The organism is Streptomyces sp. CNB091, assembly GCF_000377965.1.
The window spans coordinates 366,586-388,307 of the sequence record NZ_KB898991.1 but is presented as its reverse complement, the minus strand read 5'-3'; the positions used below and the strand labels follow the sequence as shown (position 1 = coordinate 388,307).

The following is a 21,722-nucleotide window of genomic DNA, read 5'->3' as shown; positions in this document are numbered from 1 at the left end:
GGGGGTCGGGTCTAGCGGTTCCGGGCAGGTGGTGCACGGACGGCACGGGGGTGCGCGGACGGCACAGGGTGCGTGCACGGACGGCACGGGGTGCGTGCGCGGACGGCACAGGGTGCGCGGACGGCCGGCACAGGGTGCGCGGACGGCCGGGGCGCTGGTGTCGGGCGTCCCGGCCGTCCGCGTCGCTCAGCGCGTCACTTGACGGTGATCTCTTCGTAGACCGGGACGCTGAACGGGTTCAGCGCGACGTTGTCGACCCGGTCCGAGTAGCCGGCGCTGCCGTTCTGGTACCAGAGCGGGATGACCGGCATCTCCGTCACGAGGATCTTCTCCGCGTCCTGGAAGGTGGTGACGGCCTTCGCCTTGTCGCTCTCTGCGTTGGCCTTGTCGATCAGGTCGTCGAACTCCTGGTTGCTCCACTTGCCGTCGTTGGACGGGGCGTTGGTGTAGTAGAGCGGCTGGAGGAAGTTCTGGATCAGCGGGTAGTCCATCTGCCAGCCCGCCCGCCAGGCGCTCTTCAGCTTCTGGGTGGAGACCTGGGCGCGGAAGTCGGCGAAGGTGCCGACGGGGCCGCCGACGCAGGCCTTGTTGTCGCCCATGACGTTGTTGATGCTGTTGCAGACGGCGTCGACCCATTCCTTGTGGGAGCCGGTGTCCGCGTTGTACGAGATCTTCAGCTGGCCGCCGGGGATGCCGCCGCCCTCGTCGATCAGCTTCTTGGCCGCGGCCTTGTCGTACGTGCACTCCTTGCCGCAGAGGCCCTTCTTGAAGCCGCCCTCCTCGCCGAGGACCGGGGAGGTCCAGTCGGAGGCGGGGGTGCGGGTCTTCTGGAAGATCTGGTCGGTGATCTGCGCCCGGTTGATCGCCATCGAGAGGCCCTGGCGGACCTTGCGGGCGTCGTCGGTGTCCCACTCCTTGTCGTAGAAGGGGAAGGCCAGGGTCTGGATGATGCCCGCGGGGGTGTTGATGTACCGGTCGCCGAGGTCCGCCTCGACGTTGCGGAGCTGGGAGGCGGGCACGTCGTCGACGAGGTCGAGGTTGCCCGACGTCAGGTCGGTGTAGGCGGTGTTGTTGTCGGTGAAGACCTTGAGGTCGACGCCGCCGTTCTTCGCCTTGTCGTCGCCCGGGTAGTCGTCCCACTTGCGCAGGTTCATCGAGGAGCCCTTGGCGTACGACTCGATGGTGTAGGGGCCGTTCCCGACGGGCTTGGAGAGCCAGGCGTCGTGGTCGTCGTAGAACGCCTTGGGCAGGGGGACGAAGGCGGAGTAGCCGAGGGTGTCGGGCCACAGGGAGAACTTCTGGGTGAGCTTGGCGGTGAAGGTCAGGTCGTCGACGACCTTCAGGCCGGAGAGGGTCTCGGCGGAGGCGGAGCCGGACTCCGGGTGGACCTTGTCGTAGCCCTCGATGTACTGGAAGAAGTAGGCGTTCTTCTGGTTGTTCTTCAGCGCGGCGCCGTAGTTCCAGGCGTCGACGAAGGACTTGGCGGTGACCTTCTCGCCGTTGGAGAACGTCCAGCCGTCCTTGAGCTTGATCGTGAAGTTCTGGGAGTCCTTCGAGTCGATGGACTCGGCGACCATGTTCTGGGCCTCGCCGGTCTTCGGGTCGTAGCGGATCAGTCCGCGGAAGACCATGTCGAGGACCTTGCCGCCCTGGACCTCGTTGGTGTTGGCGGGTTCCAACGGGTTCTGCGGGTCTCCCCAGGAGGAGCTGACGATGCCGTCGGCACCGCCGCTGCCGCCGTCACCACCGCCACCGCCGCCGCAGGCCGTCGTTGTCAGGGCGACGGCCACCGCACATGCGGCCCACCTGACCTGTGTGGCTCCGCGCATGGAGTGCCTCCTAGAGTCATCGAGTAGCTCAATGCCTCATATCACCGCATAACGCCACGTACCGCATGCGGGCTTACCCCGTACGGGCGGGGGCGCGGGCGGACGCGACGATGCCCGGTCCCCCTGGGGGAACCGGGCATCCGCCGTTCAGTGACCGCAAGCGATCACGCCGCGTGCACGACGTCGCGCTCCTCGGCGAAGTGGCACGCCGACTCGTGCGTGGCGGGAGTGGTTCCCGCGACGAAACGCTCGGGGATCGCCAGCAGGGGCTCCTCCGTCGCGCAGCGCTCCTCCGCCTTCCAGCACCGGGTGCGGAAGCGGCAGCCCGAGGGCGGGTTCGCCGGTGACGGAACGTCACCGGTCAGGATGATCCGGTCGCGTCCCTCACGGGCCGACGGGTCGGGGACCGGGACCGCCGACAGCAGCGCCTGGGTGTAGGGGTGCGTCGGGTGGTCGTAGATCTGCGTGTCCGTGCCGATCTCGGCCATCTTGCCGAGGTACATGACGCCGACCCGGTCGGAGATGTGCCGGACGATGGACAGGTCGTGCGCGATGAAGAGGTAGGACAGGTTGAACTCGTCCTGGAGCTTCTCCATCAGGTTGATGACCTGCGCCTGCACCGACACGTCGAGCGCGGAGACCGGCTCGTCGCAGATGATGATCTCCGGGTTGAGCGCGAGGCCCCGGGCGATGCCGATGCGCTGGCGCTGACCGCCGGAGAACTGGTGCGGGTACCGGTTGATGTACTCCGGGTTCAGCCCGACGACGTCCAGGAGCTCCTGGACGCGGCGGCGCCGGTCGCCCTTCGGGGCCACCTCGGGGTGGATCTCGAAGGTCTCCCCGATGATGTCGCCGACCGTCATACGCGGGTTCAGCGAGGTGTACGGGTCCTGGAACACCATCTGGATGTTGCGGCGCACGGCCTTCAGCGCGCGGCCGGACAGCTTGGTGATGTCCTGGCCCTTGTAGAAGACCTCGCCTGCGGTGGCCCGCTCCAGCGTCATCAGGAGCTTGGCGACCGTGGACTTGCCACAGCCGGACTCCCCCACGATGCCGAGGGTCTCACCCGCGTACAGGTCGAAGGAGATCCCGTCGACGGCCTTGACCGCGCCGATCTGCTTCTTGAAGAGGACGCCCTGGGTGAGCGGGAAGTGCTTGACGAGGTTCCGCACCTGGAGGATCGGCTCGCCCTGGCTGACGGGCGCGTCGATGGCGGCTACGGTCTCCGCCTCGGTCGCGGCGTCCACGGTCTCCACGTCGGAGACGTTCGGGGTGGCGTCCACGGGCTCCTTCTTGAGCTCAGCCATGGATCGTCTCCTTCCAGAAGTGGCACGCGCTGCCGCGGCCGACGAGCTCCAGGCCGTCCCGCTCGGTCACCGGGACGAGCGGCGGGACGTCGGTGCGGCAGATGTCCTGTGCCATGGGGCAGCGCGGGCTGAAGGCACAGCCCGCGGGGATACGCGTCAGGTTGGGCGGCAGGCCCTTGATCGCGTAGAGCTCCTGGCCCTTCTGGTCCAGGCGCGGGATCGATTCCAGCAGGCCCTTGGTGTACGGGTGCGCCGGGCGGCTGTACAGCTCGCCGACCGGGGCCGTCTCCACGATCCGGCCCGCGTACATCACGGCGATCTTGTCCGCGACGTCGGCGACGACGCCGAGGTCGTGGGTGATCAGGATGAGCCCCATGTTGTACTCGCGCTGGAGCTCGGCCAGCAGGTCCATGACCTGGGCCTGCACCGTCACGTCGAGCGCGGTGGTCGGCTCGTCCGCGATGATCAGGTCCGGCTCCAGGGCCAGCGCCATGGCGATCATGATGCGCTGGCGCATGCCGCCGGAGAACTGGTGCGGGAAGTCCGAGACACGGGCCGCAGCCGCCGGGATCTTGACCTGGTCCATCAGCTCGATGGACTTGGCCTTGGCCTCCTTCTTGGAGAGGCCCTGGTGCACACGGAACATCTCGCCGAGCTGGTAGCCGACGGAGAGGACCGGGTTCAGCGAGGAGAGCGCGTCCTGGAAGATCATCGCGATCTTGCGGCCGCGGATCTTCCGGCGCTCCTCGTTGGACATCTTCAGCATGTCCTGGCCGCGGAAGAGGATCTCGCCCTGCGTGATCTTCCCCGGCGGCATGTCGAGGATGCCCATGATGGTCTGCGCGGTCACGGACTTGCCGGAGCCGGACTCGCCGAGCACGGCGAGCGTCTCGCCGGCGCTGACGGTGTAGTTCACACCGTTGACCGCCTTGGCCACACCGTCGCGGGTGTGGAACTCCACGTGCAGGTCACGGACGTCGAGCAGTGGACCGTCGCCACTCACGGACTCCCGCGGTGCGGGGACGTGAGCCGTCTTGTCGATGGTGGTCACGAACGCCTCCCTCAGCGCATCTTGGGGTCGAGGGCGTTGCGGACCGCATCGCCGAACATCAGGAAGGACAGCACCGTGATCGAGACCATCACCGAGGGGATGACCAGGACGTACGGCGCGTTGCGGAGCTGGTCCTTCGCAGCGGACACATCGATGCCCCACGAGACCGTCGGCTCGGCGAGGCCGATGCCGAGGAACGACAGGGTGGCCTCGGCGGCGATGTAACCGCCGAGCGCGATGGTGGCGACCACGATCACCGGAGCGATGGCGTTCGGCAGGATGTGCCGCGTCAGGATCCGGGTGGTGGAGGCGCCGAGCGCCTTGGCGGCGACCACGTAGTCGGCCTGCTTGATCGTGATGACCGAGCCACGGGCGACACGGGCGATCGACGTCCAGCCGAGGAAGGCCATCGACAGGATGACGACCCATACCGAGCGCCGCTCGAAGCTGGTCAGGATGACCATGGCGCCGACGATGAAGGGGACGCCGAAGAAGACGTCGGTGATGCGGGACAGGATCGTGTCGATCCAGCCGCCGAAGTAACCGGCGAGCATGCCGATGACCAGGCCGGTGATGGTGACCGCGAGGGTCACCACGACGCCGACGGTGATCGAGGCGCGGGCGCCGTAGACGAGACGCGCGTAGATCGAGCGTCCCTGTCCGTCGTAGCCGAGCCAGTCGGGGGCGAAGAAGTGGCCCCAGTTCGGGTGCTGGAGGTAGTGCTCGGCCAGGTTGGCTTCCCTCGGCGAGGCGCTGGTGAACAGCCCCGGGAAGATCGACATCACGGCGAGCAGCAGGATCAGCACCATCGAGATGATGAAGAGCGGGTTGCGCCGCAGGTCGTGCCAGGCGTCCGACCAGAGGCTGCGCGGCTTGCCCGGCGCGGGGCCGGCGTCCGTGGCGGGCGGCGCGTCGACCGGGGTGGCCGAGGCGTCGGTGCTCTTGAGTGCGGTGGTGTCAGGCATACCGGATCCTCGGGTCCAGGACCGCGTAGAGCAGGTCGACGAGCAGGCTGCAGATGAGATAGACGACGACGAGCAGCGTCACGACGCCGACGACGGTGGCACCCTCACGCTTGCCCAGAGCCTCGAAGACGAGCGATCCGACGCCCTTGATGTTGAAGATGCCCTCGGTCACGATCGCGCCGCCCATCAGGGCGCCGATGTCGGTGCCGAGGAAGGTGACGACCGGGATGAGCGAGTTGCGCATCAGGTGGACGCCGATGACGCGGCGGCGCGGCAGGCCCTTGGCGACAGCCGTACGCATGTAGTCGGCGCGCATGTTCTCGGCGACCGAGGTACGGGTGAGGCGGGCGACGTACGCGAGTGAAAGCGACGCCAGCACGATGGCCGGCATGATCAACTCGGTGTTGGTCGGTTCGAGACTCACGTTCGGCTTGGCGATGCCGAGCTGGAACGCGAAGAGGTACTGAACGAGGAAGCCCAGCACGAAGGACGGCATGGAGATCAGCACCAGCGTCAGACCGAGCAGACCGCGGTCCCGGAGGGACTCGGCCTTGAGGCCGGCGACGATGCCGAGCGAGATCCCGGCGACGACCGTGAAGACGAAGGCGAAGATCGCCAGTCTGACGGTGATCGGGTAGGCGTCGGAGATGACTTCGGCGACCGGACGCTGTGTCCCGATCTGGGTTCCGAGGTCGCCCTGGAACAGATTGCCCAGGTAGTTCAGATACTGCTGCCAGATCGGCTGGTCGAGGCCGTACTGGGCCTTCAGAGCGGCGATCTGTGTGGCATCTACGTGCTGTTCACCGGCAAGTGCTCTGACGGGGTCGCCGGGCAGTGCGTACATCATCAGGAAGACCAGCAGGGTCGACCCGAGGAAGACCGGGATCATCTGGAGCAGTCGTCGTGCGACATAGCGCCCCATGGGTGCCTCCGTGTGGGGATAACTGCGGCGCGGGGGCCGCCTCTTCGCAGAGGCGACCCCCGCGCCTCCGGCCGTGCTGAGGGGCAGCACGGGCGGATGACGGCCAGTTGGGGAATGACCCGCAGGCGTTACTTGGTGGTGACGCCGGTCAGTTCGAGGTCACCGTGGAAGTCGACCTTGACGTTGTCGACGCTCTTTCCGTGGCCGCCGTTGATGCGGTAGTACCAGAGCGGGATCGCCGGCATCTTCTCGACGAGCGCCTTCTCGACCTCCTGGTAGGCGGCGACCGACTCCTCCAGGGAGTCCGCCTTGTCGCCCTTGGCCATCAGCGCGTCGATCTCCTTGTCGGAGAAGCGACCGTTGTTCGACTCCGCCTTGGTGTGGTAGAGCTCCTTGAGGAAGTTCACGTTGACCGGGTAGTCGGCGACCCAGCCACCGCGGTACATGCCCTTGACCTGGTCGTTGTCACGAGCCTCGAGGTCGGTCGGGAAGTCCGGCTTCGCGTCGCCCACGCAGTCGACCCCGGTGGCGTTGCGGATGGACTCGCAGACCGCGGTCACCCACTCCTTGTGCCCGCCGTCGGCGTTGTACTGGATGGAGAACTTGTTCTGCGGGACACCGCCACCCTCCTTGATGAGGGCCTTGGCCTTGACAGGGTCGTACTTCAGGAAGTCCGACTCGAGCTGCTGGTTGCCCTTGACCTGCGGCGGCGTGAAGCTCGTCGCGGGGGTACGGGTGTTGTTCAGGACGGTCTTGGTGATCGTGTCACGGTCGATGCCCATGGACAGGCCCTGGAGGACCTTGGGGTCGATGTCCTTGAACGTGGCGTTGTAGAACGCCGGGACCAGGGTCTGGATCGCGGCGTAGGGCTGCTCGATCGCGCCGTCGCCCAGGTCCGTCTTGTACTTGGGCAGGTCACGCGGGCCGACCTGGCGGATGATGTCCAGGTTGCCGGAGATGACGTCGGAGTATGCGGCCTCGACGGTCGAGTAGTTCTTGAACTGGATGCCCTTGTTGGCAGCCTTGTTCGGGCCCTGGTACTCGTCCCAGGCCTTGACCTGGATGAGCTTCTTGTGGGTCCACTTCTCGAACGTGTACGGGCCGTTGCCGATCGGCTTCTTGCCGAACGCCTTCGGGTCGTCGTAGAAGACCTTGGGCAGCGGCGCGAACGTCACGTAGCCGAGCTTGTAGTTGAAGTACGGAACCTTCTCCGCCAGCTCGATCGTGAACGTGGTGTCGTCCACGGCCTTCAGACCCGACATCTCCTTGGACTTCGGCGCACCCTTCTCGGGGTGGACGTCCGCGTAGCCCTTGATGTCGGAGAACCAGAACGCGTTCTGCTGCTTGTTCTCGACGTTGGCGTACCAGTTCCACGCGTCGATGTACGACTGCGCGGTCACGGCCTCACCGTTGTGGAACTTCCAGCCGGCCTTCAGCTTGACGGTCCAGGTCTTGGAGTCCTCGGACTCGACGGACTCGGCGTTCGTGAGAACGATCTCGCCCTTGGCGTCGAAGTCCAGCAGCTGGGTGAACAGCGACTGGATGACGTAGGAGCCGTTGGTCTCGTTCGTGTCGGCCGGCATCAGAGGCTTCTGGGGCTCACCGACGTCGATCGAGACGTAACCGGCGGGCTGGCCCGACGTGTTCTTCTTGCCTTCGTCGCTGCTGTCGCTTCCGCCACAGGCAGTCGCGGCCAGGGCGATGACGGCCGCTCCCGCGACCCACTTGGCGCTCTTGGCACCGCGCATGGGTTTCCTCCTCATGAGTCCACTTTTGACTACAAGAGGGGCACTGGAGAGATTCACCGACACCCCTGACGGTGATCGTTCAGTGCCCCGAGTGTGCTCGTGAGTCGGCACTCCCCACAGTGCGTGACCCATTGACCCGAGCTCAATGGAGCCAACTATTGAGTACGGCCGGGCTGTAAACCACACTTAAAGGGTCTCGGTTTGACAACATCAGCACCCTCTGCGTGCCCGAAATCCGGACAAAGCGATCCCAGACAGACACGCCCGAAACGGACTGTTAACACATGTTCCGGAGAGCGACCCCCGATATCCGGACACCTTGGTCAGAAAAAGAGATTGACGGAGGCCCGGCCCACCACAGTGTCCGTGGTGAGCCGGGCCTTCTGTCAATGCCTGTGCTGACGTGCCGTCCGGCGGACCCCGGGAGGGCGCAGGCCGTCTCCCCATACGGAGCGTGCGGCTCCGGGAAGCGCGGGGGCTTCGGGCCCTCCGCGACTCCCTGGGCTCCCCGCACCTTCCCCGAGGCTCCCCGGGGCTTCCGAGCGGGCACACAGGACCGCCCGGAAGCCCTCAGGGGGCTTCCGGGCGGTCCTCACGGCCCAGGGGGCACGTGTCAGCCGTACGGGCCTGACGCCGACCGTTCGTTCCGGTGGTGTCAGCCGTACTACGGGCCCGACGTCAGCCGTTCGTTCCGGTGCTGTCAGCCGTTCTTGGCGCGCGAGGCCGTGCGGCCACGCTGCTTGGCGTCCAGGACGACCTTGCGGATGCGCACGGTCTCCGGGGTCACCTCGATGCACTCGTCCTCGCGGCAGAACTCCAGGGACTGCTCCAGCGACAGCTTGCGGGCCGGGACCACGTTCTCCGTGGTGTCCGCGGAGGCCGCACGCATGTTGGTGAGCTTCTTCTCCTTGGTGATGTTCACGTCCATGTCGTCGGCGCGGGAGTTCTCGCCGACGATCATGCCCTCGTAGACCTCGGTACCGGCCTCGGTGAAGATGACACCGCGCTCCTGGAGGTTGACCATCGCGAACGGCGTGACGGAGCCCGAACGGTCGGCCACCAGGGAGCCGTTGTGACGGGTGCGCAGGTCGCCGAACCACGGCTCGTGACCCTCGAAGATCGAGTGCGCGATGCCGGTGCCGCGGGTCTGCGTCAGGAACTCCGTACGGAAGCCGATGAGGCCGCGGGACGGCACGATCCACTCCATGCGGACCCAGCCCGAACCGTGGTTCGTCATGGTCTCCATACGGCCCTTGCGGGTCGCCATGAGCTGCGTGATGGCGCCGAGGTGCTCCTCGGGGGAGTCGATCGTCATGCGCTCGATCGGCTCGTGGGTCTTGCCGTCGATCTGCTTGGTGACGACCTCGGGCTTGCCGACGGTCAGCTCGAAGCCCTCGCGGCGCATCTGCTCGACCAGGATGGCGAGCGCGAGCTCACCGCGGCCCTGGACCTCCCAGGCGTCGGGGCGCTCGGTGTCCAGGACGCGGAGCGAGACGTTACCGATCAGCTCGCGGTCGAGGCGGTCCTTCACCTGGCGGGCGGTGACCTTGTGGCCCTTGCCGCCCTTGCCGACGAGCGGCGAGGTGTTGGTGCCGATGGTCATCGAGATGGCCGGCTCGTCGACCGTGATCAGCGGGAGCGCGATCGGGTTCTCGGGGTCGGCCAGCGTCTCGCCGATCATGATGTCCGGGAATCCGGCGACGGCGCAGATGTCGCCCGGGCCCGCCACCTCGGCCGGCTTGCGGGTGAGCGCCTCCGTCATCATCAGCTCGGTGATGCGGACGTTGGACATGGTGCCGTCGCGCTTGATCCAGGTGACCGTCTGGCCCTTGCGCAGCTCGCCCTGCTCGACGCGGCAGAGCGCGATACGGCCGAGGAAGTTGTCGGCGTCCAGGTTGGTGACGTGGGCCTGGAGCGGCGCGTCAGCGTCGAACTCCGGGGCCGGGACGTGCGACAGGATGGTGTTGAAGAACGGCTCCAGGTTCTCGCTGTCCGGCGGGACGGTGCCGTCCTCGGGCTTGGTCAGCGAGGCGACGCCGTCACGGGCACAGGCGTAGACGATCGGGAACTCGATCTGGTCCTCGTCCGCGTCCAGGTCCAGGAACAGGTCGTACGTCTCGTCGACGACCTCGGCGATCCGGGAGTCGGGGCGGTCCGTCTTGTTGATGCACAGGATGACCGGCATCTTCGCGGACAGCGCCTTGCGCAGCACGAAACGGGTCTGGGGCAGCGGGCCCTCGGAGGCGTCGACGAGCAGCACGACCGCGTCCACCATCGACAGACCGCGCTCGACCTCGCCGCCGAAGTCGGCGTGGCCGGGGGTGTCGATGATGTTGATCGTGATCGGGTCCCCGCCGTCCTTGGGGTGATACTTCACCGCCGTGTTCTTGGCGAGGATCGTGATGCCCTTCTCACGCTCCAGGTCGTTCGAGTCCATCATGCGGTCGTCGAGGTGCTCGGCGGCGTGGGCGGCGAACGCTCCGGCCTGCTTGAGCATGGCGTCGACCAGCGTGGTCTTGCCGTGGTCGACGTGGGCGACGATGGCTACGTTACGGATGTCGTGGCGCGTGGGCATGGGTGGCTTGCGCTTCTCTCGGATCGTGGGATCAGGCGTCTCAGTCGGTCTTCGAGTCCTCGTACGCCCGCCGGGCGGCACGCCACGGCTCGTCCCATCGTACGGGCCCGGGGCCGACCGGGCTTCCCGGACCGATCCGCGGACGCGGTCTTCCCGTGTGATTCAGGCGATATTCAGCCGCTGTCAAGGTGCAACCGGGCCATCGTTGTGGCCGGATTCAGGCGGAGCTGTGGTGGAGCTTGGTGGGGGGGGTGAGGAGCGGGTAAAGCGACGAACGGCCCGGGTCAGGGTCGAAACCACACTGCCCGCCGGGCGAACCGGCGGGCAAGGGTTTTGAGGTGCATCTGAGCTTGGCGGCGCGAGGGTGTGGTAGTTGACCGCTACTTCTTGCGGTCTGCGGGGGAACCTGCCGCTTGCCGGTTCTTGAACCCGATGTCCTGGTACCGGGGGGCCGCGAAACCGAACGCCCCGACGTTCGCGAGCTTCTTGTCGACCGCGACCAGCTGCGGGCGCTGGAAGAGCGGAATCGATCCGGCGGCGGCCCAGATCCGGGCGTCCGCCTGCTTCAGCAGCTCCCGCGCCGCCTTCTCGTCGAGTTCGGCGGCTGCCTGGTCGAAGAGCTGGTCGATGTGGTCGGTGCCGACCCGGGTGTAGTTCTGCTCCACGAGGAGAGACCCGTCGGTGGCGGGCTCCGGCTTGGCGTAGATCGGGCGTCCGTCGGTGGCCGGGTAGGCGGTGGCGGGCCACGAGTAGAGCGCCAGGTCGTACGCGCCGGAGGCGACGTGGTCCTTGAAGTAGCTCTCGTCGGGAACCTTGATGATCTCCGTGCCGATGCCGATCTTCTCCAGCATCAACGCGATCTTGTCGCCGACGCTGCGCAGCGACTGGGAGCCGGGTCCGGAGGGGAGGACGAAGCGCAGGGTCAGCGCCTTGCCGTCCTTGCCGAGCTGCCCCTTGGCCGCGGCGGGCGCCGGGGCCGCGGTGCCGACGGGGGCGTACGCCCCGGCGGCTCCCCCGGGCTGCTTGTCCTGGGCGGCGACGGCGCCGTCCTCGCCGAGGGCGCCGGCCTGGCGGCGCAGGGCGGCGCCCTGTGCGGCGGCCGACCGGCCGGGGGCCAGGACGTGGATGGCGGAGGCGCCGCCGGTGGAGGCGGCCTGCGCGGGGGCGTGGGCGCCGGGCTTGTTGTCCTCGCCGACGATGTAAAGGCCCTCGTCACGGGAGGCGGGGCTGTCATCGGAGGAGGCCTGGTCGGCCTTCTCGCCCTCGGCCTTCTCGCCCTCCGCTTCCCTCTTCTCGGCCTTCTCCTCGGTGTCCTGTCCGGCCTGCTCGCTCTTCGCGCCCTCGGCGGCCTTCTTCTCGGCGTCGCCCTTGGCGCCCTCGGCGTCGCTCTCTTCACCCTTGTCGCCCTTGTCGCTCTTGTCGCTCTGGTTGCCCTTGTTGCCCTTCTTCTCCGCTTCGCTGCCCGCCTTGGTGTCCTTGGGCGGCTGCGCCGCGCCGCCCCGTGTCCAGCCCGCGTCCGCCAGCAGGGCCTGGGCCTCCTTGGTGTTCTGTTCGCCGAGCGCCCCGCTGCCGTCCTTGTAGCCGGGCTGCCCCGCGAGGGCGAGGTGGCTGCCGAGCGGCTTCGCCGGGAGGCCCAGCGGCCCCAGCACCGTCCGGGCCAGCTCCTCGCGGTCCAGGGCGCGGGCCACCGCCCGGCGGACCCGGTCGTCGGCGAGGGGGCCGGACTCGCCGTTCAGCGCGAGCTGGGTGTAGGCGGGTTCCAGGGACTTGCGGACCGCGAAGTCGCGCAGGGCCTTCTGTTCCGCGGTGTAGGCGACGACGGCCTTGCGGTTCTTCTCCCGGGCGGCCTGCGCGATCTCCGCGGCCTCCTCGTCGGAGCCGTGCGCCAGGGCCCAGGAGCGCAGGGCCGCGGCGGGCGTGGTCGCGGAACCCGGGCCGTGGGCGGGCGGCTGGCCGTTGCTGCCCCGGTCGCGGCGGGCGAGCGCGATGCGGTCGGCGGTGGCGGCGTCGATGTCGGCGACGTCCACCGTGCCGTCGGCGAGGGCCTCGGTACGGTCCCCGGCGGCGACGGCCCGGAAGACGAGGGTGTCCAGCTTGGCCTTGTCGCCCCACCAGCGCGGGTTGCGGGCCAGCGTGACGGTGCCCTCGGACTTGCTGACGCCGCGCAGGACGAAGGGCCCGGCGGTGTTCTTCAGGGTGGTGCGCGCCCCGTCGTTGAAGGCGTCCGGCGAGCCGGTGATCTCCTTCGGGTAGAGCGGCGAGAAGAGCGAGCGCCAGTCCGCGTACGGCTTGGAGAACGTGACCCGCACCTGGAGGTCGTCCGCGCCCCGCTCGATCTTCTCGATCCGCTCGTAACCGGAGTTGCGGGCGGTCCAGAACGCGGAGTCCTTGCCCCGGAGCGCCCGCCACTGGGCGACGAAGTCGGGGGCCCCGATCTCCCGCCCGTCGCTCCACACCGCCTGCTGGTTGAGCTTGTAGAGCACGACCTGCTTCGGCTCGCGCTCGATGATCTTCGCGGACTCCAGGTAGTCCGGGTTGAGCTTCGGCTGCCCGGACCTGTCCATCGGGAAGAGCGTGGGCAGCAGGGCTCCGGTGATCCGGGTGGTGGCGCTGTCCGCGTCGGCCTGGAAGGCGTTGAAGGTGGCGGGCAGCGCGTCGACCGCCCAGTTCACCGTCGAACCGTCGGCGACCGCCTGGCGCGCGGTGGGTGCGATGTCCTGGGGCACGCCCCGGGAGGTCTCCTCGCCGCCGGAGGTGCAGCCGGCCAGCACCGGGATCGTGAGCACCCCCGTCGTGAGGAGCGCGAGTGATCGACGCTTTCGAACCGTCCCGCGCGGGACGCCGACGTGGGACATGGCTGGTACCTCCGGGGCCGGCCCGGACCACCCCGTACCGGAATGGACCGGATAGTGCGTATGTGGTGGCATTTGCAGTTGATCACACTGATTTCTTCCGCCCACTGAAACGCCCCCTCGCGCGAGGGGGCGCAGACACGGCGGGCGGCGGTCGCAAGCTCACCCGGCCGGAGGAACGTTTCGCTTCCGGGGGTCTGGCGGCACCGGGCGCACGCTCGGCGCGACTGCGGACGGCCTTGCTCCCCCTGCGGCCCACGATCTAGGGTGAATGCGCTTTCACGGGCCTCGTGATCGCATCGGCAGGCGAGCAGGCCGCCGGCCCGGTACCAGCACACGCGCCAGGCGCGGCGCTACGGAAGAAGAAGCGGACGGTCGGTCGAGTGAGCGCCCCCACGGTGTACGACGTCGCCGAGCGGTCGGGCGTCTCCATTGCCACGGTCTCGCGGGTCTACCGGAACCCCGATTCCGTACGTGCCCAGACCCGCGAGAAGGTCATGGAGGCGGCCCGCGAGCTGGGGTACGTACCGTCCGGCAGCGCCCGGGGCCTGGCCAGCCGGACGACCGGCGTGCTCGGGCTGTGCTTCCCCGACTTCGCGGACCAGGACGCCGAGGCCGCCGCCGCCGCGAGCGACGCGGACGACGACCAGGCTGTGATGCTCTACTCCGACCAGGTCATCCGGGGCATGGAGCGGGCGGCCCGCCGGCACGGCTACGCCCTGCTGATCGCCGCCGCGCTGGACGGCGGGCCGGAGAGCCTGGTGGCGAAGGTCGCAGGGCGGGTCGACGGGTTCGCCGTACTGGCGCGGACCGTGCCGACCGAGGACCTGGAGGTGATATCGCGCCGGCTGCCCGTGGTGATGCTCTCCGGACCGCGCGAGATCGACCACCTGGACCACATCGTGGTGGCCAACGCCGAGGGCGAACGGGAACTGACCCGCCACCTCATCGAGGACCACGGGCTGCGCAGGCTGGCTTTCATCGGCAGCGAGGAGAACTCACCGGACGCCGAGGCCCGGTTCCGGGGCTTCCAGGAGGGGTGCCGGGACGCGGGCCTTCCGGTGCCCTCCCGGCCGGAGCTGCGCGCCGGGATGATGACGCAGGCCGAGGGCGCGCGGGCGGCGGGCGCCCTGCTGGACCGGTCGGAGGGTACGGGGGTGGAGCGGCCGGAGGCGATGCTGTTCGCCAACGACCAGATGGCGGTCGGCGCACTCCAGGCACTGGAGCGGCGCGGGGTGCGGGTGCCGGTGGACGTCGCCGTGACCGGGTTCGACGGGATTCCGCTGAGCCGGATCGTCCGCCCGCCCCTGACGACCGTCCGGCAGCCGATCCGGCAGCTGGGCGAGCAGGCGGTGGAGCTGCTGGTGCAGCGCCTGGCGGACCCGGGCCGCGCCCCGGTCTCGCTGGAGCTGCCGGTCTCCGTGACCCGCCGCGCGAGCTGCGGCTGCGGCTGAGCCGCCGGACAGCCCGCAGGCGCCGCGCCCGGGACGGGCGGCCGGGGTCGAGCAGGTGCTCACCGGCTCCGCACGGCATGCCTGAGCGTCAGGGCCAGAACAGCTTGACCTCGTCCGACGCCTGGCGCGCCCCAGGCACCACCGGCTCGACCACTGTGTACCCAAGGCTGCGCAGAACCTGGGCGGCCGAGTCAGGGGCATCCCTGACTGCCGTCTTCAGCTGCATCAGCCGCCAACTACGCAGGTGCTCATCGATCACGGCCTTCCAGCCGTCGACCGTGTCGATCGCGAACTCCCGCTTGAGGAAAAGCAACACGTCCTCCAGCGCCGGGCGCATCCTGTGCCCGCCAACCGGCAAGTGCAACTCCGCCAAGCGCGGGAGCCTGTTGAACTTCTGCTTCGGACGCCCCTTCTCCGCCAGCCGCAGAAGGTAGGCGACCTCATCGCGATGCGCGTGCACCTGCACATGAGCGCCTGGCGGCTCCTTGCTCCGCCGTACGTATTCAAAGCGAAACAACGGGTCGGGGCTCCCGGCGTAGAAGACGTGCACGTCGGCCTGATCGGTAGCCATGAACGTGCTGGACCCGTCCCAACAGCAGTAGAACCGGACCATGAGGCTGAGACGCTGCTCCCCACCGATGCTGACCGGGATGCGCTGAAGAACTTCGTCCTCCCGTATCGGCGAGACCCTGATCTTGGAACCCATGTTGATTGCATGAAAACGCGGGGTGTCCTCGCCGAGGACACCCCGCGTCAGGGCAGTCAGTTGGTCAGCGAAATCCGCCGCCGACACGTCGAGGGCCTTGGCCTCTTCAGCAGTCACCTTCGAGAAGGTAGTCGAGACCTTCGATCGTGTGCCACACGTCCAGCTCGTTCATGCTGAGGCTGTAGGTGGCAGCGCGTTCCGCGAGCTCGTCGTAGGTCATGTTCACGCTGGCCAACAGGTGCTCACGCTGGGCCTCAAGCTCGCTGCGCGTCCTATGGATCACAGTCGGCATAACTCGCTCCCTGGGTTCGATGGCCTCAGTCAAGCAGGGACCACTGACAGCTGTGCTGTCTCTCTGGGGCAAAGTCACCCACAAGAGCCGAACTTTCCGCAACCCGTAACTCCTGCCGTCCGCAAGGTGACGGCGGGACGCTGCTCGGAACTGCGGGGCCCTCAGGCCACCGGATCAGACCCCGCCGCCAGCCGCTCCCCGAAGAACCGCGTCCGGTTCGCGTCCAGCTCCGCCGCCTCGGCCACCATGCCCCGGTACGCGAAGTGCCCCGCCGTCAGCACCTGGAGTTCACGCTCGCCGGCCAGCGCGTTGTGCACGGCGAACTGCCCCGGCGGCGGCACGGACGGGTCGAACAGCGCGGCCGCGACCAGCGTGGGCAGCGTCAGCCGGGTCGCCGCCGTCGCCGCGTCGAAGTAGCCGAGGACATCCGTGACCTCGGGGTGCTCGCGGTGGTGCGCCCGGACCGCCTCGCCGCTGCCCGCGCAGGGCAGGGTCAGCCGCAGCGGGTGGTTGCCGAAGGTGGGGACCGTGAGCTGGGCCGCGCCGAAGCGGTCGTCCCAGGGCAGCGCGAGGGCCCCGAGTCCGCCGCCGAAGCTCTCGCCCAGGTAGCCGAGGCGGGATCCGCCCGGGAGGCCGGCCCCCGCCAGCTCCGGGACGAGCGCCGTGAGGGCGGAGGCGGCGCACCACAGGTCGGCCGCGCAGTCGCCGATGACGTAGGTGTCGCGGGAGCCGATGCCGTGCAGGACGTGCGCGTCGGCCAGGTCCGGGATGGAGTCGACCCGGCCCCGCTCCCCCATGCCCCGTACGCACGGCAGGATCACGGCGGCCCCGGGCAGCGGCGCCGGAAGGTCGCGGCCGGGCTCCTGGCGGCCGCCGTAACCGTGCGCGACGACGAATCCGTACCGGACGGGCCCCTCGGCGGGCAGGGCGAGCCAGCCGCCGAGCCGGACTCCACCCACGGAGGTGTAGGTCACGCCGTGGATCCGGAGGCCGTCGCGCTCCTCCTCGACCGGGCCGAGGACCGGCCGCGTGTCGACGGCGCGGGCTCGCGCGTACCGGCCCCGCCAGAAGGCGTCGAAGCCGTCGGGGGCCGGCGGGGCGGGGATGCCCAGCAGGGCGTCCGGCCCGTCGTACCCGTAGGCCGGGTCGAACGGGAAGCCGTGGGAGAAGGCGACGGATGAGGCCATGCCGCGAGGGTAGACGCCGACCACGCCGACGCCGGGCGTGCCCCCGGCGTCGGCCTCCAACGGCGTCGTCTCCAACGGCGCCGACCCCCAACGACGAATCGGTCACATCGCCTGTTCTTCCACAAACAGCGCGTTTACGGTTCAACCACAAGGCGCCAGGGTGTCGAGCACGTTGCACGAGTGTGACCCAGCACCCTCTTGCGGATTCCCGAAGGACTGGCGCAGAGTTATGTATGCGCTTACAGGCAGCGCATACATCGCGCAGCATCCGGATTGCTCAAGGAGGAGCCCTCCCATGTCCCGCATCGCCAGAACCGCCCCCGCCGGCATAGCGCTCGCGCTCGCCGTGACCCTTTCCGCGTGCGGCTCCTCCGGCGGCGACGTCGCGGCGGACGAGAAGCAGACGCTCACCGTGTGGGCCATGGGGGCCGAGGGCGAGAAGCTCGCCGACGTGGCCGAGGTCTACGAGAAGGCCAACCCGAACATCACGGTCAAGGTGACCCCGATCGGCTGGGACGTCGCCCACCAGAAGCTCGTCTCGGCGGCGGCGGCGGGCACCCTGCCCGACGTGGCGCAGATGGGCGGCAGTTACATGGGCGAGTTCGCCGAGCTCGGCGTGCTGGAGCCGGTGGACACCAAGGCCTTCGACAAGAAGGACTTCTTCCCGGCGGGCTGGGAGCAGGGCGAGGTGGACGGCACCGCCTACGGCGTGCCGTGGTACGTCGACACCCGGGTCCTCTACTACCGCACGGACCTGGCCGAGAAGGCGGGCGTGACGAAGGCTCCGACCGACTGGAAGGGCCTGAAGGACCTGGCGACCGCCTACCAGGAGAAGGCCGGTACGAAGTGGGGGCTGTCCATCCAGCCCAGCGGCCTGGACACCGTGCAGAACTTCTACTCCTTCCTGTACTCGGCGGGCGGCGAGATCGTCAACGACAAGGGCGAGGCCGTCGTCGACAGCCCGGAGGCGGTCAAGGCGCTGAAGGAGTACGGCTCGTACTTCGACAAGGGCCTCTCCAACAAGTCCGTGCAGCCCGGCTACGACGTGGTGAAGGACTTCGGCAACGGCCGGGTCCCCATGTTCTTCGGCGGCCCCTGGCACGTGACGCTCCTCAACGAGGGCCAGCCGCAGCTCAAGGGCAAGTGGGCCATCGCCAACGTTCCGGCGGACGCCTCCTCCACCTCCATGGCCGGCGGTTCCTCCCTCGTCGTCTCCAAGGACAGCGAGCACAAGGCCGCGGCCACCGAGTTCATCACGTACCTGACCGACACCAAGGGCCAGGCCGACTGGTACGAGCGGACGAAGGACCTGCCCGCCAACACCTCCGCGTGGGAGTCCGGGGCGCTCGCCGACGACGCCGACCTCCAGATCTTCAAGAAGCAGATGGACACCGCCAAGTCCTCGCCGTCCCTGGCCAACTGGACCGAGATCACCGACAAGGTGGACCAGGCCATCGCCAAGGTGACGCAGGGCAAGGCTTCCGCCGAGGACGCGCTGAAGACCGCGCAGTCCGAGATCGAAGGCCTCGTGAAGCAGTAGCCATGAGCACCACGACCGAGAAGGCCAAAGCGCCCCGGAAGGCCGGGGCCGCACCGTCCCCGGCCGCCGGGGGCAGCCGGGGACGCAAGCAGTCGATGGGCGTGCAGAACGCGGCGGGCTGGCTGTTCTCCACCCCGTTCCTCGTCCTGTTCACCGTCTTCATGGCGTTCCCGATCCTCGCCACGCTGGTGATGAGCTTCACGGACTTCGGGCTGCGCAACGTGACGCGCCCGTGGGAAGCGAACTTCATCGGGTTCGAGAACTACGTCAACCTCTTCGGCGACGAGAAGTTCCTCAAGTCCCTCTTCAACACGGGGTACTTCGTCGTCGTCGGCGTACCGCTGACCATCGGCATCGGGCTGGTCGTCGCCGTTCTGCTGAACAACGGCATCGACCGGGCGCGGACGTTCTTCCGGGTCGGCTTCTACGCCCCGGTGGTCACCACCATCGTCGCGGTGGCCGTCGTCTGGCGGTTCGTCCTCGATCCGAGCGACGGGCTGATCGCGGGCCTCTTCTCCGAAGTGGGCCGGACGGCACCGGACTTCCTCGGCTCCGAGACGCTGGCGATGCCGTCGCTCATCGTCATGGCGGTCTGGCGGAACGTCGGCACGGTGATGGTGCTGTTCATCGCGGGCCTCCAGGCGATCCCCACCGAGGTGCGGGAGGCCGCGAAGCTCGACGGCGCGAGCGTCTGGCAGGAGTTCCGGTCCATCACGGTCCCGCTCCTGCGTCCGACCCTCCTCTACGCCACGGTGATCACGACGATCGGCTATCTCAACGTGTTCGAGGAGCCGTTCGTGATGACCCAGGGCGGCCCGTCCGACTCGACCCTCACGGTCTCGCTGAACATGTACCGCGAAGGGTTCAACTTCTTCCACATGGGCTACGCGAGCGCCATGGCGTACGTCCTCTTCGTGGTGATCATGGGCATCACGGTGCTCCAGCTCCGACTGCTGAAGGACAACACGAATTGAGCACCACCAGCGGCAACGCGGCGGTCGAGCCCCTGAAGAGCGACGCACCGCCGACTCCCCCGACGACTCCCCCGAAGAACGACGGCGGGACGACCAACGACCGGAAGAAGAACAACGGCAGGAAGAAGAACAACGGCGGGCAGCGGAACGTCTCCCGCCCCCTGGTCTACGTCCTGCTCTCGCTCGGCCTGCTGGTCATGTCGGCGCCCTTCCTCTGGATGGGGCTCTCGGCCTTCAAGACGCAGAGCGAGCTGTCGGCCAGCCCGCCCGTGTGGATCCCCACCGAGTGGACCCTGGAGAACTTCCGGCAGCTGCTCGACAAGCTGGACCTGCCGCTGTACTTCATGAACTCGGTGATCGTGGCGGTCCTGGTGACCGTCTCGAACCTGGTCTTCTGCTCGATGCTCGGCTACGCCCTGGCCAAGCTGAACTTCGTCGGCCGCAACAAGGTCTTCGGCCTGGTGCTCGGCGCGCTGATGGTGCCCGGCAACCTGATGCTGCTGCCGCTGTTCGTACTGATGAGCAAGCTCCAGCTGATCGACAGCTACGCGGGTCTGGTGCTGCCGTTCGCCGCCGGGGCCTTCGGGGTCTTCCTGATGCGCCAGTTCATGCAGTCGATCCCGGACGAGCTGCTGGAAGCGGCCCGGATGGACGGCGCGAGCGAGTGGTACATCTTCTGGCGGATCGTGATGCCGCTGGTGAAGCCCGCCCTCGCGACCCTGTCGATCTTCACGTTCCTGGGTTCCTGGAACAACTTCGTCTGGCCGCTGATCGCGACCAACGACCCCGACAAATACACCCTCCCGGTGGCCCTGGCGACCTTCGCCACCGACCCCAACAAGGCCGGCGGCTCCAACGGGATGCTGATGGCCGGGGCCTTCCTGATCGTGCTGCCGGTGCTGGTCGTCTTCATCGCGCTGCAACGGCACTTCACGCAGGGCATCGCCACGGCGGGCATGAAGTAACGCGTCCGCCCTGGCACTTCACGTAACTGGCCGCACCCCACCCCCGTAACCGAGCGCGGCCACACCCCTCACCACCACCAGAAAGACATGTCGCGATGACACACACCCCCGCTTCGGACCAGAAGACCCCCGTCCCGTTCCCCGAGGGCTTCCTCTGGGGCGCGTCCACGGCCGCCCACCAGATCGAGGGCAACAACACCGACTGCGACTGGTGGGTCAAGGAGCACGCCGCCGGCACCCACATCGCGGAGCCGAGCCTGGACGCCTGTGACAGCTACCACCGCTGGCCCGAGGACATGGACCTGCTGGCCTCCCTCGGCTTCACCGACTACCGGTTCTCCATCGAGTGGGCTCGCATCGAGCCGGTCGAGGGCCGCTTCTCGCGTGCCCAGCTCGCCCACTACCGGCGGATGGTGGAGGGAGCGATCGAGCGCGGCCTGCGCCCGATGGTGACCCTGCACCACTTCACCGTCCCGCAGTGGTTCGAGGCGCGCGGCGGCTGGACGGCCCAGGGCGCGGTGGAGCTGTTCGCGCGGTACGTGGCGGCCTGCGCCCCCGTCATCTCCGAGGGCGTCAGCCACGTCTGCACGATCAACGAGCCGAACATGATCGCCGTGATGGCGGGCCAGGCCAAGCGCGGCGACAACAGCTTCCCGCCCGCCGGACTGCCCACCCCCGACGACGAGACGACCGTGGCCGTCATCGCGGCCCACCACGCGGCCGTCAAGGAGGTCCGCGCCCTGGACGCGGGCATCCAGGTCGGCTGGACCATCGCCAACCAGGTCTACCAGGCCCTCCCCGGCGCGGAGGACGTCACCGCCGCCTACCGCCACCCGCGCGAGGACGTCTTCATCGAGGCGGCGCGCGGCGACGACTGGATCGGCGTGCAGTCCTACACCCGTACGCGGATCGGCCCCGACGGACCGATCCCGGCGGCCGACGACGTCGAGCGGACGCTGACGACGTGGGAGTACTACCCGACGGCGGTCGGCGAGGCGCTGCGCCACACGGCCGAGGTGGTGGGCGACGTCCCGCTGATCGTCACGGAGAACGGCATCGCCACCGACGACGACAGCCGCCGCGCCGACTACTACGCGGGCGCGCTGGACGAGGTCGCCGCCGCGCTGGCCGACGGCATCGACATCCGGGGCTACCTGGCGTGGAGCGCCCTGGACAACTACGAGTGGGGGACGTACAAGGCCACGTTCGGCCTGATCGCCATCGACTGGGAGACCTTCGAGCGCACCCCGCGCGACTCGGCGAAGTGGCTGGGCTCGCTGGGCCGCACCCGCGAACTCCCGCGCACGGCAGCCTGATTCACCCCCGGGGCTGCCCCTCCGTACGGGGAGCCACCT

The 21,722-nt window shown here is 68.5% G+C and carries 16 protein-coding genes; 5 read left to right on the top strand and 11 right to left on the bottom strand.

The features are described 5' to 3' along the window. Window positions 1–194: 194 nt before the first annotated feature. The 8 genes from D581_RS0105665 to D581_RS0105630 form a co-directional block, all read right to left on the bottom strand. A complete protein-coding gene (locus D581_RS0105665; RefSeq protein ID WP_026290245.1) occupies window positions 195–1,829 on the bottom strand; it encodes an ABC transporter substrate-binding protein in 1,635 nt (544 codons plus the stop codon). Between the two features lie 164 nt (window positions 1,830–1,993). Then, window positions 1,994–3,136 (bottom strand): ABC transporter ATP-binding protein, encoded by a 1,143-nt coding sequence (locus D581_RS0105660; protein WP_018956258.1) that lies wholly within the window; start codon window positions 3,134–3,136, stop codon window positions 1,994–1,996. Next, entirely contained in the window at window positions 3,129–4,187 is a 1,059-nt protein-coding gene (locus D581_RS0105655) for an ABC transporter ATP-binding protein (protein WP_018956257.1), read from the bottom strand. The genes D581_RS0105660 and D581_RS0105655 overlap by 8 nt, the downstream gene beginning before the upstream one ends. Window positions 4,188–4,198: 11 nt before the next feature. Further along, window positions 4,199–5,152 carry an ABC transporter permease gene (locus D581_RS0105650; RefSeq protein WP_018956256.1) on the bottom strand — a complete coding sequence of 318 codons (954 nt, stop codon included), beginning with the start codon at window positions 5,150–5,152 and terminating at the stop codon, window positions 4,199–4,201. Then, window positions 5,145–6,074 (bottom strand): ABC transporter permease, encoded by a 930-nt coding sequence (locus tag D581_RS0105645; RefSeq protein WP_018956255.1) that lies wholly within the window; start codon window positions 6,072–6,074, stop codon window positions 5,145–5,147. Before D581_RS0105645 ends, D581_RS0105650 begins: the two co-directional genes overlap by 8 nt. A 128-nt stretch (window positions 6,075–6,202) precedes the next feature. Next, window positions 6,203–7,822 carry a peptide ABC transporter substrate-binding protein gene (locus tag D581_RS0105640; protein ID WP_018956254.1) on the bottom strand — a complete coding sequence of 540 codons (1,620 nt, stop codon included), beginning with the start codon at window positions 7,820–7,822 and terminating at the stop codon, window positions 6,203–6,205. Window positions 7,823–8,522: 700 nt separating this feature from the next. Next, entirely contained in the window at window positions 8,523–10,397 is a 1,875-nt protein-coding gene (typA, locus tag D581_RS0105635) for a translational GTPase TypA (RefSeq protein WP_018956253.1), read from the bottom strand. A gap of 380 nt (window positions 10,398–10,777) precedes the next feature. Next, on the bottom strand, window positions 10,778–13,252 hold the full coding sequence (locus D581_RS0105630) for an ABC transporter substrate-binding protein (protein WP_026290244.1): 2,475 nt from the start codon (window positions 13,250–13,252) through the stop codon (window positions 10,778–10,780). 380 nt (window positions 13,253–13,632) lie between these two features. Here D581_RS0105630 and D581_RS0105625 point away from each other — a divergent pair, with 380 nt between their 5' ends. Next, complete coding sequence (locus D581_RS0105625; protein WP_018956251.1) at window positions 13,633–14,703, top strand: LacI family DNA-binding transcriptional regulator; 1,071 nt, start codon at window positions 13,633–13,635, stop codon at window positions 14,701–14,703. A gap of 88 nt (window positions 14,704–14,791) precedes the next feature. Here D581_RS0105625 and D581_RS0105620 read toward each other — a convergent pair whose 3' ends face one another. From D581_RS0105620 to D581_RS0105610, 3 genes are all read right to left on the bottom strand, one after another. Beyond that, window positions 14,792–15,526: a hypothetical protein gene (locus D581_RS0105620; protein WP_018956250.1), complete on the bottom strand. Its 735-nt coding sequence runs from the start codon at window positions 15,524–15,526 to the stop codon at window positions 14,792–14,794. Beyond that, a complete protein-coding gene (locus D581_RS0105615; protein ID WP_018956249.1) occupies window positions 15,516–15,701 on the bottom strand; it encodes a hypothetical protein in 186 nt (61 codons plus the stop codon). The genes D581_RS0105620 and D581_RS0105615 overlap by 11 nt, the downstream gene beginning before the upstream one ends. A 161-nt stretch (window positions 15,702–15,862) precedes the next feature. Beyond that, on the bottom strand, window positions 15,863–16,888 hold the full coding sequence (locus tag D581_RS0105610) for an acetylxylan esterase (RefSeq protein WP_026290243.1): 1,026 nt from the start codon (window positions 16,886–16,888) through the stop codon (window positions 15,863–15,865). 295 nt (window positions 16,889–17,183) lie between these two features. On the opposite strand from D581_RS0105610, the gene D581_RS0105605 reads away from it, so the two are divergent. From D581_RS0105605 to D581_RS0105590, 4 genes are all read left to right on the top strand, one after another. Further along, window positions 17,184–18,428: a sugar ABC transporter substrate-binding protein gene (locus D581_RS0105605; RefSeq protein ID WP_018956247.1), complete on the top strand. Its 1,245-nt coding sequence runs from the start codon at window positions 17,184–17,186 to the stop codon at window positions 18,426–18,428. Between the two features lie 2 nt (window positions 18,429–18,430). Then, a complete protein-coding gene (locus D581_RS0105600) occupies window positions 18,431–19,402 on the top strand; it encodes a carbohydrate ABC transporter permease (protein ID WP_018956246.1) in 972 nt (323 codons plus the stop codon). Between the two features lie 161 nt (window positions 19,403–19,563). Continuing rightward, a complete protein-coding gene (locus D581_RS0105595; RefSeq protein ID WP_026290242.1) occupies window positions 19,564–20,367 on the top strand; it encodes a carbohydrate ABC transporter permease in 804 nt (267 codons plus the stop codon). 95 nt (window positions 20,368–20,462) lie between these two features. Then, a complete protein-coding gene (locus D581_RS0105590; RefSeq protein ID WP_018956244.1) occupies window positions 20,463–21,683 on the top strand; it encodes a glycoside hydrolase family 1 protein in 1,221 nt (406 codons plus the stop codon). The last annotated feature ends 39 nt before the right edge of the window (window positions 21,684–21,722 follow it).

Coding starts and splice junctions, on each gene's coding strand:
- D581_RS0105650 (WP_018956256.1), bottom strand. CDS start 5,152: ATGCCTGACACCACCGCACTCAAGAGCACCGACGCCTCGGCCACCCCG.
- D581_RS0105600 (WP_018956246.1), top strand. CDS start 18,431: ATGAGCACCACGACCGAGAAGGCCAAAGCGCCCCGGAAGGCCGGGGCC.
- D581_RS0105610 (WP_026290243.1), bottom strand. CDS start 16,888: ATGGCCTCATCCGTCGCCTTCTCCCACGGCTTCCCGTTCGACCCGGCC.
- D581_RS0105665 (WP_026290245.1), bottom strand. CDS start 1,829: ATGCGCGGAGCCACACAGGTCAGGTGGGCCGCATGTGCGGTGGCCGTC.
- D581_RS0105660 (WP_018956258.1), bottom strand. CDS start 3,136: ATGGCTGAGCTCAAGAAGGAGCCCGTGGACGCCACCCCGAACGTCTCC.
- D581_RS0105605 (WP_018956247.1), top strand. CDS start 17,184: ATGTCCCGCATCGCCAGAACCGCCCCCGCCGGCATAGCGCTCGCGCTC.
- D581_RS0105615 (WP_018956249.1), bottom strand. CDS start 15,701: ATGCCGACTGTGATCCATAGGACGCGCAGCGAGCTTGAGGCCCAGCGT.
- D581_RS0105630 (WP_026290244.1), bottom strand. CDS start 13,252: ATGTCCCACGTCGGCGTCCCGCGCGGGACGGTTCGAAAGCGTCGATCA.
- typA (WP_018956253.1), bottom strand. CDS start 10,397: ATGCCCACGCGCCACGACATCCGTAACGTAGCCATCGTCGCCCACGTC.
- D581_RS0105590 (WP_018956244.1), top strand. CDS start 20,463: ATGACACACACCCCCGCTTCGGACCAGAAGACCCCCGTCCCGTTCCCC.
- D581_RS0105640 (WP_018956254.1), bottom strand. CDS start 7,822: ATGCGCGGTGCCAAGAGCGCCAAGTGGGTCGCGGGAGCGGCCGTCATC.
- D581_RS0105645 (WP_018956255.1), bottom strand. CDS start 6,074: ATGGGGCGCTATGTCGCACGACGACTGCTCCAGATGATCCCGGTCTTC.